Annotated in this window: 19 protein-coding genes and 2 pseudogenes; 10 read left to right on the forward strand and 11 right to left on the reverse strand. The window is 68.2% G+C overall.

The features are described 5' to 3' along the window. The first annotated feature begins 134 nt into the window (after nt 1–134). Nucleotides 135–1,214 carry a glycoside hydrolase family 5 protein gene (locus HDA45_RS40895; RefSeq protein ID WP_184904762.1) on the forward strand — a complete coding sequence of 360 codons (1,080 nt, stop codon included), beginning with the start codon at nt 135–137 and terminating at the stop codon, nt 1,212–1,214. A gap of 68 nt (nt 1,215–1,282) precedes the next feature. On the opposite strand, the gene sigJ is transcribed toward HDA45_RS40895, so the two are convergent. The 5 genes and pseudogenes from sigJ to HDA45_RS40915 all read right to left on the reverse strand — a co-directional run bounded on the left by sigJ (nt 1,283) and on the right by HDA45_RS40915 (nt 5,891). Beyond that, entirely contained in the window at nt 1,283–2,170 is an 888-nt protein-coding gene (gene sigJ, locus HDA45_RS40900; protein ID WP_184904764.1) for an RNA polymerase sigma factor SigJ, read from the reverse strand. Nucleotides 2,171–2,366: 196 nt separating this feature from the next. Continuing rightward, nucleotides 2,367–2,684, reverse strand: a pseudogene (locus tag HDA45_RS43130) (FtsX-like permease family protein); the annotation flags it as partial. A 450-nt stretch (nt 2,685–3,134) separates the two neighbouring features. After that, nucleotides 3,135–3,587, reverse strand: a pseudogene (locus tag HDA45_RS43135) (FtsX-like permease family protein); the annotation flags it as partial. Nucleotides 3,588–3,678: 91 nt separating this feature from the next. Next, nucleotides 3,679–4,713 (reverse strand): (4Fe-4S)-binding protein, encoded by a 1,035-nt coding sequence (locus HDA45_RS40910; RefSeq protein WP_184904766.1) that lies wholly within the window; start codon nt 4,711–4,713, stop codon nt 3,679–3,681. Further along, complete coding sequence (locus tag HDA45_RS40915) at nt 4,710–5,891, reverse strand: acetyl-CoA C-acyltransferase (RefSeq protein ID WP_184904768.1); 1,182 nt, start codon at nt 5,889–5,891, stop codon at nt 4,710–4,712. The genes HDA45_RS40910 and HDA45_RS40915 overlap by 4 nt, the downstream gene beginning before the upstream one ends. Before the next feature lie 90 nt (nt 5,892–5,981). Here HDA45_RS40915 and HDA45_RS40920 point away from each other — a divergent pair, with 90 nt between their 5' ends. Then, on the forward strand, nt 5,982–6,428 hold the full coding sequence (locus HDA45_RS40920) for a winged helix-turn-helix transcriptional regulator (protein WP_184904770.1): 447 nt from the start codon (nt 5,982–5,984) through the stop codon (nt 6,426–6,428). 168 nt (nt 6,429–6,596) lie between these two features. Here HDA45_RS40920 and HDA45_RS40925 read toward each other — a convergent pair whose 3' ends face one another. Then, nucleotides 6,597–7,175: a DUF2867 domain-containing protein gene (locus tag HDA45_RS40925; RefSeq protein WP_184904771.1), complete on the reverse strand. Its 579-nt coding sequence runs from the start codon at nt 7,173–7,175 to the stop codon at nt 6,597–6,599. Continuing rightward, nucleotides 7,172–7,456 (reverse strand): antibiotic biosynthesis monooxygenase, encoded by a 285-nt coding sequence (locus HDA45_RS40930; RefSeq protein WP_184904773.1) that lies wholly within the window; start codon nt 7,454–7,456, stop codon nt 7,172–7,174. The genes HDA45_RS40925 and HDA45_RS40930 overlap by 4 nt, the downstream gene beginning before the upstream one ends. A 92-nt stretch (nt 7,457–7,548) precedes the next feature. On the opposite strand from HDA45_RS40930, the gene HDA45_RS40935 reads away from it, so the two are divergent. Next, nucleotides 7,549–8,109: a TetR/AcrR family transcriptional regulator gene (locus HDA45_RS40935; protein WP_184904775.1), complete on the forward strand. Its 561-nt coding sequence runs from the start codon at nt 7,549–7,551 to the stop codon at nt 8,107–8,109. 56 nt (nt 8,110–8,165) lie between these two features. On the opposite strand, the gene HDA45_RS40940 is transcribed toward HDA45_RS40935, so the two are convergent. Further along, entirely contained in the window at nt 8,166–8,834 is a 669-nt protein-coding gene (locus HDA45_RS40940; RefSeq protein ID WP_184904777.1) for a TetR/AcrR family transcriptional regulator, read from the reverse strand. A gap of 86 nt (nt 8,835–8,920) precedes the next feature. Here HDA45_RS40940 and HDA45_RS40945 point away from each other — a divergent pair, with 86 nt between their 5' ends. Beyond that, complete coding sequence (locus tag HDA45_RS40945; RefSeq protein WP_184904779.1) at nt 8,921–9,412, forward strand: nitroreductase/quinone reductase family protein; 492 nt, start codon at nt 8,921–8,923, stop codon at nt 9,410–9,412. Here the strand turns inward: HDA45_RS40945 and HDA45_RS40950 are convergent. The 3 genes from HDA45_RS40950 to HDA45_RS40960 are packed head-to-tail and all read right to left on the reverse strand — an operon-like array spanning nt 9,409 to nt 11,128. Beyond that, nucleotides 9,409–9,555, reverse strand: a complete 147-nt coding sequence (locus HDA45_RS40950) for a hypothetical protein (protein WP_020635224.1) — start codon at nt 9,553–9,555, stop codon at nt 9,409–9,411. The genes HDA45_RS40945 and HDA45_RS40950 overlap by 4 nt on opposite strands. Then, the gene (locus HDA45_RS40955; protein ID WP_184904781.1) at nt 9,552–10,775 is read right to left on the reverse strand and encodes a hypothetical protein; all 1,224 of its coding nucleotides are present in this window, start codon (nt 10,773–10,775) and stop codon (nt 9,552–9,554) included. Before HDA45_RS40955 ends, HDA45_RS40950 begins: the two co-directional genes overlap by 4 nt. Beyond that, nucleotides 10,772–11,128 (reverse strand): cupredoxin domain-containing protein, encoded by a 357-nt coding sequence (locus HDA45_RS40960; protein WP_184904783.1) that lies wholly within the window; start codon nt 11,126–11,128, stop codon nt 10,772–10,774. Before HDA45_RS40960 ends, HDA45_RS40955 begins: the two co-directional genes overlap by 4 nt. Before the next feature lie 106 nt (nt 11,129–11,234). On the opposite strand from HDA45_RS40960, the gene HDA45_RS40965 reads away from it, so the two are divergent. The 6 genes from HDA45_RS40965 to mptB all read left to right on the forward strand — a co-directional run bounded on the left by HDA45_RS40965 (nt 11,235) and on the right by mptB (nt 20,378). Next, complete coding sequence (locus HDA45_RS40965) at nt 11,235–13,031, forward strand: hypothetical protein (protein ID WP_184904785.1); 1,797 nt, start codon at nt 11,235–11,237, stop codon at nt 13,029–13,031. Between the two features lie 327 nt (nt 13,032–13,358). Next, entirely contained in the window at nt 13,359–15,146 is a 1,788-nt protein-coding gene (locus tag HDA45_RS40970; RefSeq protein WP_184906544.1) for an ABC transporter substrate-binding protein, read from the forward strand. A gap of 9 nt (nt 15,147–15,155) precedes the next feature. Beyond that, nucleotides 15,156–16,187 carry an ABC transporter permease gene (locus HDA45_RS40975; RefSeq protein WP_184904787.1) on the forward strand — a complete coding sequence of 344 codons (1,032 nt, stop codon included), beginning with the start codon at nt 15,156–15,158 and terminating at the stop codon, nt 16,185–16,187. Beyond that, nucleotides 16,184–17,089: an ABC transporter permease gene (locus tag HDA45_RS40980; RefSeq protein ID WP_184904789.1), complete on the forward strand. Its 906-nt coding sequence runs from the start codon at nt 16,184–16,186 to the stop codon at nt 17,087–17,089. The genes HDA45_RS40975 and HDA45_RS40980 overlap by 4 nt, the downstream gene beginning before the upstream one ends. Next, the gene (nikE, locus tag HDA45_RS40985; RefSeq protein WP_184904791.1) at nt 17,086–18,735 is read left to right on the forward strand and encodes a nickel ABC transporter ATP-binding protein NikE; all 1,650 of its coding nucleotides are present in this window, start codon (nt 17,086–17,088) and stop codon (nt 18,733–18,735) included. The genes HDA45_RS40980 and nikE overlap by 4 nt, the downstream gene beginning before the upstream one ends. 83 nt (nt 18,736–18,818) lie before the next feature. Beyond that, nucleotides 18,819–20,378: a polyprenol phosphomannose-dependent alpha 1,6 mannosyltransferase MptB gene (mptB, locus tag HDA45_RS40990; RefSeq protein WP_184904793.1), complete on the forward strand. Its 1,560-nt coding sequence runs from the start codon at nt 18,819–18,821 to the stop codon at nt 20,376–20,378. Nucleotides 20,379–20,391 lie beyond the last annotated feature (13 nt).

The raw sequence follows: 20,391 nt of genomic DNA on the forward strand, positions 1-20,391 counted from the left end.
GCTTGACCGTCCGTCGATCCCGTGGGTAATCTCTCCTTTACTTTCCAATAGTAAGGAAAGTTTCCTATTTAATCCCGCCGCCCTGACCGTCGGCGCACCAACGCCGGTGCCGTCGACGCGAGAGGAGAAGCCGAATGCGTTGGGACAAGATCCGTCTCCGGGTGACGGCCGCCTTGGCCGCCGGACTGCTGGCCCCGATCGCCACCGCGAGCACCTCGATGGCGAACGAGACCCCGGCAGGACCCGCAACGCAGGCAGCCGCCGCGCTGCCGCCGGGCAGTCCGGCGGCGATCAACGGACAGCTGAAGGTCTGCGGCCTCCAGCTCTGCAACTCCGCGGGCAAGCCGATCCAGCTGCGTGGCATGAGCACCCACGGAATCCAGTGGTACAGCCAATGTGTGAAGACCGCTTCGCTCGACGCGCTGGCGAACGACTGGAAGGCCGACGTCCTCCGGATCTCGATGTACATCCAGGAAGGCGGTTACGAGACCAACCCGCGCAAGTTCACCGACATGGTGCACGGGTACATCGAAGAAGCCACCAAACGCGGGCTGTACGCCCTGGTCGACTGGCATCAGCTCACCCCCGGTGACCCGAACGCGAACCTCAGCCGCGCCAAGACGTTCTTCACCGAGATCGCCCAGCGGCACAAGGACAAGACCAACATCATCTACGACATCGCCAACGAGCCGAACAACGTCAGCTGGGATCGCGTCCGCAGCTACGCGGAGCAGATGATCCCGGTCATCCGCGCCCAGGACGCCGACGGCGTCGTGCTCGTGGGCACCCACGGATGGGGCTCGCTCGGCATCTCCGACGGCCGTGACGAGACCGACGTCATCAACAACCCGGTGCGTGCGAGCAACTTCATGTACACGTTCCACTTCTACGCGGCGTCGCACAAAACCGAGTACTTCAACGCGCTGACCCGGGCCGCGAGCAAGATCCCGCTGTTCGTGACCGAGTTCGGCACCCAGACCGCCAGCGGTGACGGCGGGAACGACTTCACCAACTCCCAGAAGTACCTGGACTTCCTGGCGTCGAAGAAGATCAGCTGGACCAACTGGAACTTCTCCGACGACAATCGTTCGGGCGCGGTGTTCAAACCCGGCACCTGTTCGGGCAGTTCGTTCACCGGCACGGCTCCGCTGAAGCCCGCCGGCGTCTGGATCCGGGACCGCATCCGCACCGCGGACAACTTCCCGACCTCCTGATCCCGGCAGCGCGCAGGTCATGGGGTCCTCTCAGGACGAAATCCGTCCTGAGAGGACCCTCTTGACGCTCAGCCCAGCAATTCGAAGTCGAGCGTGGCGAGGCGGTCCGGGTCGGCGAGGATCTCGATCGCCGCGATCTTCCCGCCCACGACGGTGAAGGCGAAGAGCGTCTGCGGTACGCCGTCCTTGGTGACGACCATCCCGGCCGCACCGTTGACCAGTACGGGCCGCGAAACCCCGCCCGCGCCGAACTTCCGGAACATGAGCGCCTGTCCCGCGACCTTGGCCGCACCTCGCACCGAGCGTGAGGTCCCCGCCGGAGCCGCACCGCCCTCGGCACGGAGCACCACGTCCGGGTCGAGCACCGAGACCAGCGCGTCGAAGTCGCCACCCCGGGCGGCGGCGAAGAACGCGTCGACGACTTCCCGCTGGCGGCTCAGATCCGCGTCGGGGACCGTCGGCGAGCCCTGCAGACGGCGGCGGGCGCGGCTGGCGAGCTGCCTGGTCGCCCCCGGCGACCGGCCCACGATCGGCGCGATCTCGTCGAAGGGCAGGGCGAACATGTCGTGCAGAACGAACGCGAGCCGCTCGGCGGGGTCCAAGGTGTCGAGCACGACCAGGAGCGCCAGCCCGACCGAATCCGCGAGCAGGACCTGGTGTTCCGGATCGATCCCGCCCGCCCGGCCGATGATCGGGTCGGGGAGTTGCGCGCCGACCGGGTCTTCGTGGCGAGACTTGCGCGAGCGCAGCATGTCGAGACAGATCCGGCCGACGACGGTGGTCAGCCAGCCGCCGAGGTTGTCCACGTCCTCGCCGCCGGCCCGGCTGAGCCGAAGCCAAGCCTCCTGCACGGCGTCGTCCGCCTCGCTCAGCGAACCGAGCATCCGGTACGCCACCGCCCTCAGGTGCGTCCGATGTCCCTCGAAACGCCGTGCCAGCCAGTCGTGTTCGTCCACGGTCCCCATCCTTCTCGCAGTCAGTCGTAACCCTGACGGATGGCGAGCGGGAGATGTGACAGCGGGGCCTCAGCCTCGTGTTCCGGCCTGGATCGCCGGGGTTCGCATCGCCTTCGCCGCCCGCTCCCACATGCGCACCGAGGGTCAGCACCACCGCGACGCCGACGATGGCGAGGGAGAACCCGATCGTCTGATCCGGCATCAGCTCGCCGGTCCTGGCGACGCTGTAGGGGAGCACGGTCACGGCCGAGGCGAGCGATCCGAGCAGGACGCCGACCGCCACCAGGACGGTGCCTTCGGTGCCGACCAGCCGCAGGATCTGCGACGGCGTCGAACCGATGAGCCGCTGCTGGCCGAACTCCCGGCGGCGTCCGATGACCGCCGCCACGACGGTGTTCACCAGCATCACCGCGGCGAAGAGCGAGATCATCCCGACGACGACGTAGTTCAGCGTTTCGATGCTGGCCGCGATCTTCGACGGCGCGGTTCCCGCGGCGTTCTCGACGGCCTGCATGGACAGCGTTCCGGTCGCGATCCCGGTGAACAGGATGATCGGCACCAGTACCCCGCCCAGCTGACGGCTCCGCACGCGAAGGTGCGTTGCGGTGAGATGGCCAGTGACGCCCGTCCGGCGCAGCGGGGCGGCCAGCACGGCGGCGATCGGGCCGAGCAGCACGGGGGAGAGGAGCGCGAAACCGATCGCGGCGAGGATCCCGCCCTGGCCGCCGACGGCCATGAGAGCGGGCTCGGTCCCGGTGAACGCGATCATCGTCGCCAGACCACAGCCGAGGCCGGCCGCCAGCACGATCACCGCGCCGATCACGCGGATCCGGCTGGTCCGCCCGGTGTCCACGCTCGCCTCACGTATCGCCTCGATCGTCCCGCGCCTGGTCACCTGGCGTGCCGTGACGGCCGCGGCGGCCACTGCCGCGAGGAGCGTGATCCCGGTGCCCATCGCGAGCGCGATCGGGCCGAACCGCGCGTCCAGGCCCGCCGGTACACGGCCCGTGTCACCGAGAAGCCGGACCAGCCATCGGCCGCCGAGAACCGACGGAACGACGGCCATGGCCGAGGCGAGGACGGCGACGGCTGCCGCTTCGACGGTGATCATCCGCCCGATCTGGGACGGCGCCACGCCGGCACTCTTGAGCAACGCCATCTCCGGGGCACGCTGCCTGATCAGCAGTGACAGCGTCGAAAGTGTCGCGAACAGGACGATCACCAGACCCCAGCCGCCGACGACGCACGCCATCAGCAGCAGCGTCTTCCCGGCCTCCGGGCCCGCGCCCGTCCGGGTGTCCAAAAGGGACGCGAACGTCATCAGGATCGTGGCGCCGAAGAACATCGCGGCGAAGCTCGCGAGAAATCCGGCCGGGCGACGGCGGAGCGACGACAGCGCCAGCTTGATCGTGATCATGAAGGTCCTCCCCAGTTCCTTGCCGCAAGATTAGGGAGACATCGCGGCACCGGACATGGGACAGGCCCCCGTGCGCGGGGTGGGGGCAGCCTCACCGTCTCGGGTAGCCGCCGTCGACCTCCTTCACCGGCTTGTGCGGGAACCGGCGTTCGGCGTGGGCCTTCGCCGCTGAGTCCGGCCGTACGTACAGGGTCTCCACCTTGTCCTGCAACGGTTTCACCACTGTGCCGAGGAAACCGCGGCGGTCTTCGAGGTAGGGCCCGAGTACGTCTTCGCCCGCCGGGCAGACGGCCATGCAGTACGCGGCCTTGTAGTTCGGCTTGAACGCGAGGCTCTGCCACATCGACACGTTCTCCGAGTCGGTCACCCTCGACCGGAAGTCGGCGGCGTCCTCGCTGTCGGCCACGGTCTGGGCCCAGTCGGTGAAGCCGCTCATGAACTCGCGATAGTTGTGCGTCGAGCAGGCGAGGAAGTCGAACTCGCCGGTCTTCGAGATCGCCCCGATCGGACAGGCCGCGACGCACAACTTGCACTCCAGGCAGGGGTTGTAGTCGAGGGGTTCGCCGAGGGCGGACACCTCCGCGTCGACCAGCAACGTCGCCAAGAGCACGAAGTTGCCGAACTTCGGGTGGATCACGTTGCGGTGCAGCCCCATGGCGCCGAGCCCGGCCGCGACGGCGACGGTCTTGTGCGCGACCACCCAGATCCGGCCGGGGTAGTTCTCCATCTCCATCGGAAAGGTCGCCGACGGGTTGATCGCGCGGTATCCGGCGTCCTGCAGCTCACGGACGATCGTGTGCCCGGCTTCGTTGATGATCTCGCCGCCGCGATGGAACTCCTGATTGGCCACGCTGCGGGCAGGGGAGCGGACGTCGTCCCGGTTCATCCGCACCACGAGCGAGACGAGGGTCTTGGTGCCGGGCAGCGCGCGCAGGACGTGCTCGCGTTCGCCTGCCAGATCCGGGTGGGCGAGCGAGACGGCTGCCGCGTCGTCGGCGCCCGCGGCGAGGCAGATCTCCTTGAGCCATGCGGCGTCGATCACCGGAGACGGCTTCTCGCGAGGTCTGGCGAGCACCGCCTGCACCGATGGATGCCCCGCCAGTTTCTTGGGGAGCCGGTCGGTCACAACGCCTCCAGGATGGTCGCGTTGGCCTGGCCGCCGCCTTCGCACATCGCCTGCAGGCCGTACCGGACGCCGTGGTGGTGCAGCGCGTTGACCAGCGTGCCCATCAGCCGGGTCCCGCTCGCGCCGAGCGGATGGCCCAGCGCGATCGCGCCGCCGTGGACGTTGACCTTCGCCGGATCGGCCCCGGTCTCCTGTTGCCACGCCAGGACGACACTGGCGAAAGCCTCGTTGATCTCGAACAGGCCGATGTCCGCCAAGCTCAAACCCGCGCGCCGCAGCACCTTCTCCGTGGCCGGGATGACGCCGGTGAGCATGAGCAGCGGGTCGGAGCCGGTGACGGCGAAACTGTGCAGGCGGGCGCGGGGCCGCAGGCCCAGCCGGGCGGCGGTCTCGCTCGAGGTGATGAGCACGGCGGAGGCGCCGTCGTTGATCGGGCTGCTGTTACCCGCTGTGACGGACCAGTCGATCTGCGGGAATCGCGTGGCCACGGCCGGATCCTGGAACGCCGGACGCAACTTGGCGAGCGTTTCGAGGTCGGTGCCGGGCCGGACGGACTCGTCGGCGGAGACCCGGCCCGACGGGGTTTCGATCGGCACGATCTGGCTCGCGAACCGCCCGAGTTCGTGCGCTCGCGCCGCCTTCCGGTGTGACGACACGGCGAACTCGTCCATCGCCTCGCGGCTGAGCGACCACTTCGCGGCGATGAGTTCGGCGCTGATCCCTTGCGGCACCAGACCTTCCGGATAGCGCGCGGCGACGCCGGGGCCGAGGGGGTCGGTGCCCGGCAGCACGTTCGACCACATCGGGACGCGGCTCATGGACTCGACACCACAGGCGATGACGATGTCGTACGCCCCGGCCATCACGCCTTGCGCGGCGAAGTGCACGGCCTGCTGACTGCTCCCGCACTGCCGGTCGACGGTGGTCGCGGGCACGCTTTCCGGCAGCCCGGCCGCGAGCGCCGCCCACCGCGTGACGTTCTGGGCCTGTTCGCCGACCTGGTCGACCGCGCCGCCGATGACGTCGTCGATCAGCTCCGGGTCGATCCCGTTGCGCTCGACGAGCGCTCGCAAGGTGTGGGCGAGCAACTGGACCGGATGGACCTCTTGCAGGGTGCCGCCGGGTTTGCCCTTGCCGATCGGGGTACGGACGGCGTCGACGATGACCGCGTCGTGCACGGCTGCCTCCAGGGGTGAGTTGGTTTCTCCAACTCACTGTGGCATCGGGTGGGTTGGAAATCAAGACCCACTGGGTTTACGCTGGTCGGCATGACCGAAGGGCCGAGGGACTGCTCGATCGCCAACGCGATGGAGGTGATCGGGGAGCGCTGGAGCCTGCTCGCGCTGCGCGAGGTGTTCTTCGGGGCGCGACGGTTCGACCAGATCGTCCGCAACACCGGCGCGAGCCGGGACATCCTGACCGCGCGGCTGCGCAAGCTCGTCGAGACGGGAATCCTCGAGAAACGGCTGTACGAGGAGCATCCGCCGCGGTACGAGTACGTGCTCACCGAGGCCGGGCACGCCCTGAACCATGTGCTGCTGAACCTCATGGCCTGGGGCGATGAGTACGTCACGGAAGGGCCGCCGCCGACGGTCTGGCGTCACTCGTGCGGCGAGGAACTCGCGCCGGAGACGGTGTGCGCGCACTGTCGGGAACCGGTGCGGGAGAAGGACATGACGCTGGTGCGGAGCAGCCGGCGTGTTCGCTCCTCGTGAGTGGTGAGGACGGTTGGAACGGACCCGTATCTACCTCCCTACGCCTTACCTGCACGAGAGCGACGGTCGCGCAGCCACGACGTCGACGATGAAGGAATCGGGACGTTGACTGTCCCAATTCCTTCATCAACGTGGGCCGCTCCAGGTGGGTATGCAAATACCGATCCGCTAAAGCCGCCCTCGCCACTCCCGTTCGATCATCCGCAGGAGCGCGGGGTAGACGAACAGGTACCGGAACGGCTTGATGAACCCCATGTACGCCCGGCCGAACCGTCCGTTGGGTTTGACCAGCACCGCCATCTGACCGCGATACCGGCCGGGCCCGTCCTCGATCCACGCGAGATGCAGGACGCCGTGCATGGTCCGGTTCGCCATCTCGGCGGCGAATTCGTCGTCGAGCCGGTACAGCGGCGTGAACGGCAGCCAGTCCTCGTCCGGTCCCGTCAGTGTGTCGCGCAGGTCTTCGGGCAGCCGATCCCGCAGCGAGCCGACCCGGGTGTCGAGACCGGAGTCGCGACCGTCCAGCCTGAGCAGTGCGCCGAGTTTCCAGCGCAGCGACCAGAGTGCGCGGACGATCAGCGGTGCCCCGTCCGGGAAGTCGCCCGAAGAGAACTGCTTCACCAGCTTGGCGAAGTCGTCCGGCCCGCCGGGCGTTTCCAGCGCCCAGACGTCTTCGAGGTCGAAGTCCCCGGCGACCTCGTGGATCCGCCAAGACCGCGTCGTGTGGGCCGTGTTCGCGAGTTTCATACCGATACCAGCTGGACGATCTCGCGCGGGCGGACTTCGCGGTCGTCGAAGGCGACATCCACGTCCGCGGATCCCAATGCTCGCATCGAAGCCGCCTGTGCCGCCTCGGATTCCCAGCGCACGATCGACACCACGGCGTCGCCGGCGGCGGTGACCCAGCATTCGGCGGCGAGGCAGCCCGGAGTGGAGCGCAAGGCCTCGGCGACGCGCTGGACGCGCGCGACGAAGGTGTCGTGATGGTCGGTGTGCGGGTAGTGCGTGGCCACGAATCCGACAGTCATGTCGTTGTTTCCTCCCGGTGAACTCCGCCATCTATACGGTAGCGTATATATCGTCGTCCTGGTGCCGGGGTGACGGGGGATACGGTGATCACATGGTCGCTGAAACCCGGACCCCGCCGAGCGCCTGGATCGACGCCGGGCTGCTCGCTCTCGCCGCCGGAGGCCCCGAGTCGGTGCGCGTCGAGGCGCTCGCGAAAACGCTGAGGGTCACCAAAGGCGGTTTCTACGGTCATTTCGCCGACAGAGGCGCGCTGCTCGAGGAAATGCTCGTCACCTGGGAACGGAGGAGTACCGAGCTGCTGTTCGAGAGCGTCGAGCGTGAAGGCGGCGACGCCAGGGCGAAGATCCGGCGTGCGGGGATGCTCGTCACGGACCGCCTGCTGCCGATCGACCTCGCGATCCGCGACTGGGCCCGGCGCGATCAGGTGGTGGCCGAACGGCTCCGCCGGGTCGACAACCAGCGGATGGACTACCTGCGCTCCCTCATGCGCGAGATCTTCGCCGACGAAGACGAGGTCGAAGCCCGTTGCCTGCTCGCGTTCTCGCTCCTGATCGGCAAGCATTTCATGGCCGCGGACCACGGCGGCCGTACGCGCGACGAGGTCACCGCGTTCGCCGGGAAACTGCTTCTCGGTGAGACGGCCGGGTCATGACGTCCGAGGCGCTGGATCCCGTGTGCGCGAATTCGCGGAGGAGATCGAACGCGACATCATCGAGTTTCTCGACAACCTGAAGAGGGCGTCCTGCTGCGCGGTGACCACGTCCCGGTCGAATGACGAGCGGGGAGTGGCTCGCGGTGGTCGGCGCGCAGGCCGTCGAGGGAGATGTGCAGCAGCCGGTGCCACATCTGAGGACGGCAGTCGTCGGTGACCTGGACCGCATGGCCCAGGGAGACCAGCAGGAGCAGCAGGTCGTCGGTGGTCACGCCGGGGCGCAGGACACCCTTGGCACCGTCACACAGCCGCTCTATGACGAGGCGAAGCTGCTGGATGCCCTCCAGATCGGGGTCTGACCAGGTCAGCGCGAAGTTCTCGACGATCGCGCGGTGGCGTGCGTAACCGGTCAGTGCCTGCCAGAAGAAATCGGTCAGCGCCGCCCAGGGGTCCTCGGCGTCGATCGCGGCCAGGCGTGCGGATTCCGCCCACTTCGTGAAGTCCTGGCGCAGGACTGTCTTGACGAGATCTTCCTTCTTCGGGAAGTGCCGGTAGAGGGTGCCCATGCCGACCCCGCTGAGGCGGGCGATCTCCCGCACGTCCACCGCGGTGCCCTGTTCGGCCAGCACCTTGGTGGCGGCCTCGACGATCGCTTCCTGGTTGCGGATCGCGTCCGCGCGCGGTGCGCGGCGGCGTCGGGTGCTTTCGGGTTCGGCCACTGCCATGTGCCGACCCTACCTCTTGTGCGGAGCGCATGCTCCGCTCTGTGTTATTTTGAGGAGCAAGTGCTCCGGATAGTGAAGGGGATGTCATGACCGAACCGTCCACGACCACCGTTCAAGAGGTCAGCTGGAATGACCGGATCATCGCCGAGTTCCGGGCGAACGACGGCTACGTTCCTTGGAGCAGCGAAGAGGAGTTCGCCGCGGGCCGCCCCGTCCCGCCCCGGTTTCCCGGTTTCGACGACAAAGGCATGCCACTGATCCTGGTGCACCACATCGGGGCCAAGACCGGTCGCGAGCGGATCAGCCCGTTGTTCTACCAGCCGGTCGGCGATGGTTGGGCCGTCTTCGGAACCCACGGCGGCAGTCCGCGGCATCCGGTCTGGTACCACAATCTCGTGGCGAATCCGCGGGTCACGGTCGAGGTGGGTACGGAGCGAGTGCCGGCCGTGGCCCGGCTCGCGCAGGGTGCGGAGCGCGAGCGGATCTGGGCGGAAGAGGTGGCGCTCGTCCCGAAATTCGCCGAGTTCGAAGCGGCCTCCGGCAGGCAAGTCCCCGTTGTCGTACTTGAGCGCGCCTAGTCGTCGTCCTCTTCAGGCGTCGTCGGGACCTGTTTGCGCGCGACGTAGATGAGCAGCCCGATGATCACCACGGGGCCGACGAAGATGAGGATCTCGTCCCAGCCGCCCTGGTGCATCATCATCACCCGCGCCGCGATGGTCATGAGCCGGAGACCAGCGCGATCCCGAGTGCGGTGTAGCCGATCATCAGCGCCAACATGGGGTACTGGCCCACCTTGACGTAGTTCGCGCGCAGCACCCCGACGGAGCGATCATGTGCCGAGGTTACGGCCAGCACGTGCCCCGCGACGATTCCGGCGATCTGCACCAGCGCGATCACGCCGGTCGAGAGAACCGTGTAGTCGATCGCGCGACCGAACCCCTGCTGGCCGGAGAACACGGCGAACGAGAAGTAATGCGCGACGGTGTAACCGACCATGATCGGGATCAGCGACGGCGCGAAAGCGGGATACGGGTCGAAACCGCGTCGGAGATACGGCCTGGTCAGGCTGATGGCACCCGCATAGGCGCCGTAGGTGAGCGCGATGCAGGTCGCGAGCCCGGCCGTCCCGCCGAGAACGCCGGCGTCCAGTGAAGTCCAGAACGGGAGCCGCGTCAGGCCGTCGAAAGCCGTCGAGCCGAGCACCACCAGCACCAGCGCGGTCAGCCACGGCGCGGGGGAGATGGTCAGGAGCCCGTCCAGCGGGTTCCTGACCACGAGACGCCCGTCGCCGCGCCTGCCGAAGGGGGAAAGGGCCGCGATCAGACGTGCGTAGACCTCGAAAGCGTCACCGCGGTCGAACCAGCGCGGACCGAAGACCATGCCGAACGCGATGTGTATAACGGCATATACGGCGCAGAAAAGGGCGATCGCGCGCGGCGAGTCCGAATGCGGGAAGACCAGTTCCAGCCAAAGGAACGCAAGGAGGCCGACGATCGCGGGCAGATAGCCCAGCCGGTCCGGGAGTTCGCGATGTCGCGCGGGGATCAGGGACGCGACCGTCCTCAGTGGATTCAGCCGCCGCCAGACCGGGCCGAACAGAAGTGAGAGCGGCACCAGGCCGACCCAGAACCAGACGTAGAACCACGCCGGCGCAGGGTTGTCGGCCGAAGTGCCGGGGCCAGCCCAGGCCATCGCCAGGAAGCCCGCGAACACCAGCACGCCGACCACGCGCAACGCGACCCCGGTGAACGTGCTGTCGACGAACCGTTGCAGGGCAAGGGGAAGCGGGCGACCGGCGTCGGCGCCGCGGAGCTTGGGTTCCTTCCAGAACATGGTGAGCGCGAAGAAGGAGACCACGACGGCCGCAGCTCCCGCGTAGAGCGCGAGCCACAGCGGGACCGGCAGATCGGACCGGCCGCCGAGGCCGTGCGCCAGGATCATCCGCTCACCCGGAGCTTGGTCACCGCCGCGCCGCTCTTGTGCAGTTCCACCTCGAAGATCCCGTCGATGTTCGCGGTGAAGGCGACGCTCCCGGGAACCCCGGGAGCCAGTTGGGCGGCCTTGTCGTAGCCGTGGACGTGCAGCTCGTCCGCCTGGTCGGAGGTGACCTCCAGTGCGATGTTCTCGCCGGTGCGCACCGCGATCTCTTCCGGGCCTGTCGTGCGCTTGCCCTCGGTGATCGAGAACTTCACGGTCCGGGTGCCGGTGTCCGGCGCCGGTTCGGAACCGGTCGATCCCGAACAGCCCGCCACGGCCAGCAGCACGGCCACGGTGATCCCGCTGATCCTCCGCATCGAGGTTCCTCCAAGTCGTACGCCCCGGCTTGCCTGGCCGGGACCTTGCCCCTATCGTGTTACCCAAAGGTAACAGTTACTCAGGTTAGCAGGAAGGCGAACAACGGTGTTCTTGGCTCAGGAGAGCCCGCCTGCGGGCGGTGCGCAATTCGGGCAGATCGTCATCGCGGGCCTGATGTTCACCGCGGTCTTCCTCCCCTTGGGTGTTTTCGTCCTCCGCGAGCGCGCGGGGAAGCGGACCGTCGTCGGTCGCGTCGCGGACTGGATGGGTGACTTCAGCGGGCTGCCGCGCTGGGCCGCGCTGCCGATGTTCGGTGCCTTCCTCTCGGGGATGTCGGCGCTGATCGGCGTCTACTGGGACGTGCCGATCCACATGGAGCTCGGCCGCGACGAGGGGCCGCTCGCGAACCCGTCGCACTACCCGATCTACTTCGGACTGATGGGCATCTTCGCCAGCGGCGTGCTCAGCGCGACCCTCGCGACGAAGAACCTGCCCCAGCGCACGTTCAAGATCGGCCCGCACTGGCGGGCGCCGATGGGTTCCATCCAGATGATGGCGACCGGTCTGGTCGGCATCGCCGGCTTCCCGCTCGACGACGTCTGGCACCGGCTGTTCGGCCAGGACGTCACCGAATGGGGGCCGACACACGTCCTGATGATCGGCGGCGGTGTCTGCGTCGTGCTGGGTCTGCAGTTGCTGCTCGGCGAGGCGCGCCAGGTGGGCGCGACCGGGCCGATCGTGCGCCTGCTCGGCCCGGTGCTCGCCGGTGCCTGGATGATGGGCGCTTCGGCGTTCCTCATGGAGTTCGACCTCGGCGTCCCGCAGTTCCCGATGCTGTCCCAGGTGGTGCTCGTCGGCCTGATCGGTGCCTGGACGCTGACCTACGGACGGCTGTCCTGGGGGCCCGGCGGCGCGCTGATCGTCGTCGCGGTCTTCCTCGCCTCTCGTGCGTCCTTCACCGTCATCCCGCTGTTCGCGGACCTGCACGTGGCCTCGTTGCTGCCGTACATCGCCGAAGCGGTGATCATCGAGGTCGTCGCGCTGGCGATGCGGAACCGTCAGGGTTACTCGTTCGCCGCTGTCGCGGGTCTGCTCGTGGGGACCGCCGGGATGCTCGCCGAGGCGGCGTTCACCCAGTGGCTCATGCCGAACCCGTGGCCTGTCGCCCATCTGCCGTTGTTCGTCCTGTTCGGGACAGGCGCGGCGCTCGCGGGCGCGTTCATCGGTGTCTGGCAGTACCAGCGAGTGGAGGAGACGGCGACCCGGGTGCCCGCCGCGGGCCCCCGGCACGCGATCGGGCTCGTCGGCGCGCTGGGCGCGGTCGTCCTGATGTCGTCGGTCGCCGTCCCGCAGGATCCGGAACGGGGCTTCAGTGCCGACGTCCGGCTGACCGAAGCCGCCGTCGGGCAGCCGATCTCGAATCCGCACGGTGGCGGCACGCCCCGGTGGGTCGACGCGACCGTCACGATCTCGCGGCCCGAGCTGGCGGACGACGCCGTCTGGCTGAACGGCTTCGCTTGGCAGGGCGGCGACTTCTTCACCGCGCCGCTCGAGAAGATCGGCGACGGTGTCTACCGCACGGTGCAGCCACTGCCGGTGTTCGGGCAGTGGAAGACCGGGATCCGCGTGCACGTCCCGAACCGGATGATGGGGCTCGCCCCGATCTACGCGCCCGCCGACCCGGCCGCGAACGCGCCGTCGATCGACGCGGCGTCCGGCTCGCGTGTGTTCATGTCCGAGATCGAGTTCCTGCAGCGGGAACGGAAGTCGGAGACGCCCGCCGTGCTGTGGACGGTCGCGTACGCCGTCGTCGGACTCATCTTCGCGGGTATGTGGGCGTTGTTCGCGTGGCTCTACGCGGCGGCCGCCACCGCGCGACGGCGTGAGGTCTCCGTCGGCTGACGCTTTGCTCGCACTTCGTCGCACGTATCGATTGAGCATCATCCCGCGCAAGCCTTTTGCAAGCACGCTTCCCTTGAATACCCAGGACACTGCACGTGGTCCCGCTTCACGCGTCGAAATGGTGACTCACCGCTACTTTGCTTCAACGTAAAGTAGCTGTTGGCCACGCGAAGGCATCCGCCGTGCACGATCGGTATTGGCGAGTCATTGCGCGGTTACCGCGATATGTGGTTACTTTTCCGCCTCGGGGGTTGGGACACAGCGAATTTCGATGGGGTGGTCTTCGTGCGCACAGAGCGTTTTCCCAGGCGACGGCGTGGTCTTCACGTGGTCGCCGTCCTCGCCGCTTCGGCGGTCGCGACGGTGCCTTTCGTGCCCGCCGCGGCGGCGCAGCAGCAGGGCAAGGTTCTCCGGGTGGCGCTCACGACCGGGATCGACCACCTGAACCCCTTCACCGCCCAGTTGTCGGCGGCGACGCAGGTCGGCCGGTTCAACTACGAGTTCCTGACCCTGCCCTCGGCCGAGGACACCCAGCCCACGGGCGGCGTCGCCGAGTCTTGGAAGACCTCGGACGACAAGCTCACCTGGACCTTCACCATCCGTCAGGGGATGAAGTGGTCCGACGGCAAGCCGGTCACCGCGCAGGACCCCGCGTACACGTTCCAGCGGATGCTCGACGACGAGAACGCCCGCACCGCGAACGGCAGCTACGTCTCCAACTTCGCCTCGGTTTCGGCGCCGGACGACAAGACGCTCGTCATCAAGACCAAGGCGCCGCAGTCGAGCATGACCTCGCTCGACGTCCCGATCGTGCCCAAGCACATCTGGGAGCCGATCAAGGACCTCAACGCCCCCTCGACCGACGAGATGGCCGTGGTGGGCGTCGGCAGCGGGCCGTACCTGCTGACCGAGTACAAGAAGAACGAGTTCGTGAAGTTCAAGGCGAACAAGGACTACTGGCGCGGCGCGCCCAAGGTCGACGAACTGCAGCTGCTGCAGTTCAAGGACGCCGAGGCGGCTGTGAACGCGCTCAAGCAGGGCGAGGTCGACGTCATCAACCGGCTCACGCCGACGCAGTTCGACGCGCTCAAGAGCGAGAAGAACATCACCACGAACAAGGCCCCCGGCCGCCGGTACAACGAACTCATCATCAACTTCGGCGTCAAGAACGTGGTCGACCAGCCGATCGGTGACGGCAACCCGATCCTGAAGGACCTGCGCGTCCGCAAGGCGATCGCGCAGGCCATCGACACCGAGAGCATCGTCCAGAAGGTGATGAACGGCTACGGCCAGCCCGGGACCGGTGTCGTGCCTGCGATCTACAAGTCCTACACCTGGACCCCGTCCGACGCCGAGAAGACCAAGTTCGACATCGCCGCCGCGAACGCCACGCTCGACCAGGCGGGTTACGCCAAGGGGCCGGACGGCATCCGTGTCGCCCCCGGTGGCGCGAAGCTGGAGTTCCGCCTCGTCGGCCACTCGAACCGGCCGTTCGACCAGCGCACCGCCCAGTTCGTCGGCGGCTGGCTCAAGGACATCGGCATCGGCGTCAAGCAGGAACTCGTCTCCGACGACGAGGTGGACGACCGCACCACCGCGGGCAACTACGACCTGGCGATCTCCGGTTACGGCACCTCGCCCGACCCGGACTACGCCCTCAGCCTGAACACCTGTGCCGGCCGCCCGAACGCCCAGGGCAACGGCGGCAGCTCGGCGACGTTCTTCTGCGACCCGCGCTACGAAGAGCTGTACAAGAAGCAGCTGACCGAGTTCGACCCGGCCAAGCGCGCCGAGATCGTCAAGCAGGCGCAGGCCGTGCTGGCCGGCGAGTACGTCGACGTCGTCCTGGACTACGACAACGTGCTCGAGGCCTACCGCTCGGACAAGTTCGCCTCGTTCACCAAGCAGCCACAGCCCGACGGCGCGATCCTCGAGCAGTCCGGCTACTGGGGCGTCTACGGCGCCACCCCGGCCGACGCCGCCGCGGCGGGCTCGGAGGACGGCGGAAGCAATACCGGATTGTGGATCGGCATCGGCGCGGTCGTGCTCGTGGTGCTCGTCGGCGGCGGCGTGCTGCTCGGGCGGCGCGGCAAGTCGGCCGACGACCGGGAGTAAAGGACAGCGTTGACCGAAGCACTCAGTTCCCTCGATCAGCCCTCGGCGCTCGTCGATCCCGACGAGCGCCGGGGCGGGACCGGTACCACCCGGTTCGTCCTCACCAAGATCGGCGAAGCGCTGGCCAGCCTCGTCCTGGTGGTCGTCCTCGGCTTCTTCCTGTTCCGGATGCTGCCCGGCGACCCGGTCCGGACCATGGTCCGCGACCGGCCGACCGACGCGAAGATGATGGCGGAACTGCGCGAGCAGATGGGCGTGGACAAGCCCCTGCTGGTGCAGTTCTGGGACTACATCACCGGTCTGCTGACCGGCGACATGGGCCAGTCCTACATCCTGCGGCAGCCTGTCGCGGGCCTGATCGGTGAACGCCTCTGGCCGACCATCCTGCTCGTCGGCAGCGCGACGGTACTCGCGATCCTGCTCGGTCTGTGGCTCGGCATCCGGGCAGCGTGGCGGCGTGACAGCACCTTCGACCGGGCCCAGACCGGGATCGCGCTCACGCTGTGGTCGGTCCCGCAGTTCTGGTTGGGACTCATTCTGCTGGTCGCGACGAACGGGCTCTTCCCCAGCCGAGGCATGCACTCGCCGGACGTCGAGCCCGGATTCTTCTCCGAAGGCCTCGACGTCCTGCACCACCTGGTGCTGCCCTGTCTGACGCTGCTCGTGGTCTTCTACGCCCAGTACATGCTCGTGATGCGGTCGTCGCTCATCGGGGAGATGAACTCCGACTACCTCACCACCGCGCGGGCGAAAGGGTTGCGGGACGAGCTGGTGCGGCGCAAGCACGCGGTGCCCAACGCCCTCCTGCCGACCGTCACGCTCATCTTCATCCAGTTCGGCATGGTGGTGTCCGGCGCGGTCTCGGTGGAGGCCGTGTTCAGCTGGCCCGGCCTCGGCCAGCTGCTCTACACGTCGCTCCAGGGGCCGGATCTCCCTCTCCTGCAAGGAGTATTCGTGGTCCTGGCCGGTGCGGTCGTGGTGATGAACCTGTTCGCGGAACTGCTCTACCGCGTACTCGACCCGAGGGTGCGGACGGCATGACCACCACGGACAAACCAGGCACGATCGCCTGGCGCCGTCGCCGGGCGGCGGTGGCGAAGCACTGGCGCGAGTTCGCGACCAACAAGGCCGGGCTGACCGGGTTGATCTTCCTCGGTGTCATCAGCGTGCTGGCGATCCTGGCCCCGGTCCTGACCGACGATTCGGGGCTCGACGTCACCAAGGTCACCGGTCGTCCGCTGCAGCCCCCGAGCGCGGAGTTCTGGCTCGGCACCGACATCGACGGCCGGTCCGTCCTCCTGATGACGTACTGGGGCGCGAGGATCTCCCTGCTCGTGGGGTTCTCCGCCGCGTTCCTCTCGGTGCTGATCGGCACGATCATCGGCATCGCGGCCGCGCATTTCGGCGGTTGGATCTCGAGCCTGCTGCTGCGGTTCACGGACTTCTTCCTGGTGCTGCCGTCGCTCGTGCTGGCCGTGGTGCTGGCCGCGGTCCTCGACCGGAACACGGCGACCGTCATCGTCGCCATCGGCGTCACCGCTTGGCCGAGCACGGCGCGGCTGGTCCGGGCGCAGACCCTGACCATCGAGAGCAGGCCGTACATCGAGCGCTCGAAGGCACTCGGCGGGGGACACCTGCACCTCATCGGCAAGCACGTGCTGCCCGGTGTCATGCCGCTCGTACTCGCCAACACCACGCTCGTCGTCGGCAACGCCGTCATCGCCGACGCCACGCTTTCCTTCCTGGGGGTCGGCGACCCGAACTCCATCTCCTGGGGCGCGATGCTGCAGACCGCGCTGAACAACGGAGCCATCACCCGGGGTGCCTGGTGGAACCTGCTGCCGCCGGGGATCGCGATCGTCGTGATCGTCCTCGCTTTCACTCTCGTCGGACGCGCGCTGGAAACCGTGCTGAACCCGCGCCTGAAGGGACAGCACTCATGAGCCCCTTGCTGGAACTGAAGAACCTCGGCGTCACCTACACCACCGGCAGCGGCGACGTCGCCGCCGTCCGTGGTGTCGACCTGGTACTCGAACCCGGCGACACCCTCGGCGTGGCGGGGGAGTCGGGTTCGGGGAAGTCGACCGTCGCGATGAGCGTGCTGCGGCTGCTCCCGCGTTCGGCGAAGGTCAGCGGCGAGATCCTGCTGGGCGGCGAAGACATCACGGCGATGAAATGGGGCAGGCTGCGCGCGGTGCGCTGGGCCGAGGCCTCGGTGGTGTTCCAAGGCGCGATGCACGCGCTCAACCCGGTCCGCAAGATCGGGGAACAGATCGCCGAGCCGATCCGACTGCACCCGCCCGAGGGCAAGGCGTTGTCGGACGCCGCCGTCAAGGCCAAGGTTTCGGAACTGCTCGAGCAGGTCGATCTGCCACCCGGTCGCGCCGGGGCGTACCCGCACGAACTGTCCGGCGGCCAGAAGCAGCGCGTGATGATCGCGATGGCGCTGGCCTGCTCGCCGCGCTTGATCATCGCGGACGAGCCGACCACCGCACTCGACGTCGTCGTCCAGGCCCAGGTGCTCGACCTGCTCGGCAGGCTGGTCGCCGAGCAGGGGATCGGGCTGATCATGATCAGCCACGACCTGTCGGTCCTCGCCGCGACCTGCCGCCGGATCGCGGTGATGTACGACGGTGAGATCGTCGAGGAACGGCCGAGCGCCGAGTTGATGAGCTCGCCGCACCACGAGCACAGCAAGGCGCTGGCGGCCGCCTTCCCGACCGTCGGCGATCCGGTGTCCCGGTTCGCGCCCGCGACCAGCACACCGTTGCCACCGGAACCGGAACGCTCCGGTGAGCGGCCCGCGCTGCTGGAGGCCGAAGACCTGCGCGTCAGCTTCCGTGACCGCACCGGGAAGCGGATCAACGCCGTCGCCGGGGTGAGCCTCCAGGTGCGGAAGGACGAGATCGTCGCGCTCGTCGGCCAGTCGGGCTCGGGAAAGACCACGCTGGCCAGGACGCTGCTCGGACTGCAGAAACCCGACTCCGGCGCGGTGCGGTACGACGGCAAACCGGTCCCGCTCGGCGGTGCCGGGCTCAAGGCGTACCGGCGGCAGGTCCAGCTGGTCCTGCAGGACCCGACCAGCGCGCTGAACCCGAACCACACGGTGTACGAGGCCGTCGCCGAAGGCCCCCGCATCCACGGGATGAGCGCGAACGAACACGAGATCGTCACCAAGGCCCTCGAAGCGGCCGAACTGCGGCCGGCGGAGAAGTTCCTCGACAGGCTCCCGCACGAGCTGTCCGGCGGGCAGCGGCAGCGGGTGGTCATCGCGGGCGCGCTCGCGCTGGACCCCGGCGTGGTCGTGGCCGACGAGCCGGTGGCGTCGCTCGACGCGTCGGTGCGAGGGGAGATCCTCGCGCTGTTGCTGCGCCTGCGGCGTGAGCTGGGTCTCGCCGGACTCGTGATCACCCACGACCTCGGGCTGGCCTGGAACATCGCCGACCGTGTCGCCGTGATGTACCGCGGGGAGCTGGTGGAGGTCGGTACCGTGGAGGAGGTCCTGCTGGACCCGAAGCACGACTACACGAAGTCGCTGCTCGCCGCTTTGCCCGGTGGTACCGCCCAGCGGGCGGCGGTCGACCGCTGACCGACGCGATTCCCGTGTCCGACGCGGGAAACACCCATTGCCGCGCACTCGCACAGGCGCGGTGTGTAACCTCCAATCTCGAAATGGCGACCACGACAGACACCCCGCAGACGCCCTCGGCCGGTTCGCTCGGCGAGCGGCTCCGGGTGCCATCCCGGTTCCCGTACCGCACGATCGCGATGGGAACCATCGGCAGCACGCTGCTGATGCTGGCCGCGCTAGGCGCCGGGGGCATCCTCATCCGTGACCCGATCCTGGGCCACGGACCGTTGTCGTGGATCCGCTACGGCCACGGCCGCATCCTGGCCAACACGATGCTCTATTCGGGCTTCGCGCTGATCATCTGGGCCTGGGTCCGGCTGGGCCGCTACGCGCTGGCGGGCCGGATCGGCAGCCGCCCGATCGTGATCGCCGCCGCCTGCTGGATGGCGCCGCTGCTGGTCTCGCCGCCGCTGTTCACCCGCGACGTCTTCTCCTACCTCGCGCAGGGCGCACAGCTGCTCAACGGTCTCGACCCGTACGCCAACGGCCCGGCCGAGCTGGCCGTGCTGCAGGACGTCGTGCAGAACGTCCACCCGCTGTGGCAGACCACCCCCGCGCCGTACGGCCCGCTGTTCCTGCTGATCGCCAAGGGGATCGTGGCGGTCACCGGCAACGACATGATCGCCGGTGTCATCGCGACCCGCCTGGTGCTGATGATCGGCCTGGCCGGGATGCTGTGGTCGCTGCCGCGGCTGGTCAAACACCTCGGCGGCAAGCTGCCGATCACCCTGTGGCTCGCCATCGCCAGCCCGATGACCGTGATCCACCTCGTCGGCGGGCCGCACAACGACCTGCTGATGCTGGGCTTCCTCACCGTCGGCGTGCTGGCCGCGCTGGAGCGCAAGCACGTCGTCGCGATCGTCCTGGTCACCATCGGCATGCTGATCAAACCCACCGCGGCACTGGCGCTGCCGTTCCTGGTCTGGGTCTGGGCGAACCACCTGCCCGGCGACCGGAAGGTGGCCAACTTCTTCCGCGCGGGCGCCGCTTCGGTCGGGATCTTCCTGCCGGTGTTCGTCGCGGGCACCTGGCTCTCGCTCGGCTCGGTCAACCTCGGCTGGCTGACCGGCCTCAAGGCGCCGACGCTGATCGCGAACTGGATGAACTTCCCGACCGGGATCGGCGAGATCTTCTACACGCTGGTGAACCTGGTGATCGACGTCGAGGTCTCGCCGTTCGTCACCGTGTTCCGGGCGATCGCGTGGGTCGGCCTCGCCGTCTTCATCGGCCGCCAGTGGTGGCTGGCCCGCGACGGCGGCAACCCGGCGATCCACCGGATGGCGATCGTTCTGCTGGCCGGCGCGATCGTCCCGCCGCCCTCGCTGCCGTGGTACCTGACCTGGGGTTTCGTGGTCCTGTCCGCCTTCGAGTGGCGCCGCCGGAACCTCGCTGTCGTCGTCGCGGTCTCGGTGTTCGTGACGCTGGTGTACTACCCGACGGGGGAGCAGGCGCTCTACGACTGGTGGTTCATGGCGGGCGTCGTCGCCGCGAGTGTGTACGCGGCCGCCTCGCTGCTGCGGCCGGATCCGCTGGGGATCATCGCGGCTTGGCGGGGGAAGCCGGTGGAGCAGTTCCTGCCCGCCGAAGCTCCGCGTTCCTGACTCTGGATCGCTG

This window comes from Amycolatopsis umgeniensis (genome assembly GCF_014205155.1).
Classification (GTDB): Bacteria; Actinomycetota; Actinomycetes; order Mycobacteriales; family Pseudonocardiaceae; genus Amycolatopsis; species Amycolatopsis umgeniensis.

Bases quoted from the DNA above. Each gene is read 5' to 3' on its own strand.
- HDA45_RS40950 (WP_020635224.1), bottom strand. From the start codon at position 9,555: ATGACCATCGCGGCGCGGGTGATGATGATGCACCAGGGCGGCTGGGAC.
- HDA45_RS40935 (WP_184904775.1), top strand. From the start codon at position 7,549: ATGGTCGCTGAAACCCGGACCCCGCCGAGCGCCTGGATCGACGCCGGG.
- HDA45_RS40960 (WP_184904783.1), bottom strand. From the start codon at position 11,128: ATGCGGAGGATCAGCGGGATCACCGTGGCCGTGCTGCTGGCCGTGGCG.
- HDA45_RS40920 (WP_184904770.1), top strand. From the start codon at position 5,982: ATGACCGAAGGGCCGAGGGACTGCTCGATCGCCAACGCGATGGAGGTG.
- nikE (WP_184904791.1), top strand. From the start codon at position 17,086: ATGAGCCCCTTGCTGGAACTGAAGAACCTCGGCGTCACCTACACCACC.
- HDA45_RS40930 (WP_184904773.1), bottom strand. From the start codon at position 7,456: ATGACTGTCGGATTCGTGGCCACGCACTACCCGCACACCGACCATCAC.
- HDA45_RS40955 (WP_184904781.1), bottom strand. From the start codon at position 10,775: ATGATCCTGGCGCACGGCCTCGGCGGCCGGTCCGATCTGCCGGTCCCG.
- HDA45_RS40895 (WP_184904762.1), top strand. From the start codon at position 135: ATGCGTTGGGACAAGATCCGTCTCCGGGTGACGGCCGCCTTGGCCGCC.
- HDA45_RS40945 (WP_184904779.1), top strand. From the start codon at position 8,921: ATGACCGAACCGTCCACGACCACCGTTCAAGAGGTCAGCTGGAATGAC.
- HDA45_RS40980 (WP_184904789.1), top strand. From the start codon at position 16,184: ATGACCACCACGGACAAACCAGGCACGATCGCCTGGCGCCGTCGCCGG.
- HDA45_RS40925 (WP_184904771.1), bottom strand. From the start codon at position 7,175: ATGAAACTCGCGAACACGGCCCACACGACGCGGTCTTGGCGGATCCAC.
- HDA45_RS40940 (WP_184904777.1), bottom strand. From the start codon at position 8,834: ATGGCAGTGGCCGAACCCGAAAGCACCCGACGCCGCCGCGCACCGCGC.
- mptB (WP_184904793.1), top strand. From the start codon at position 18,819: ATGGCGACCACGACAGACACCCCGCAGACGCCCTCGGCCGGTTCGCTC.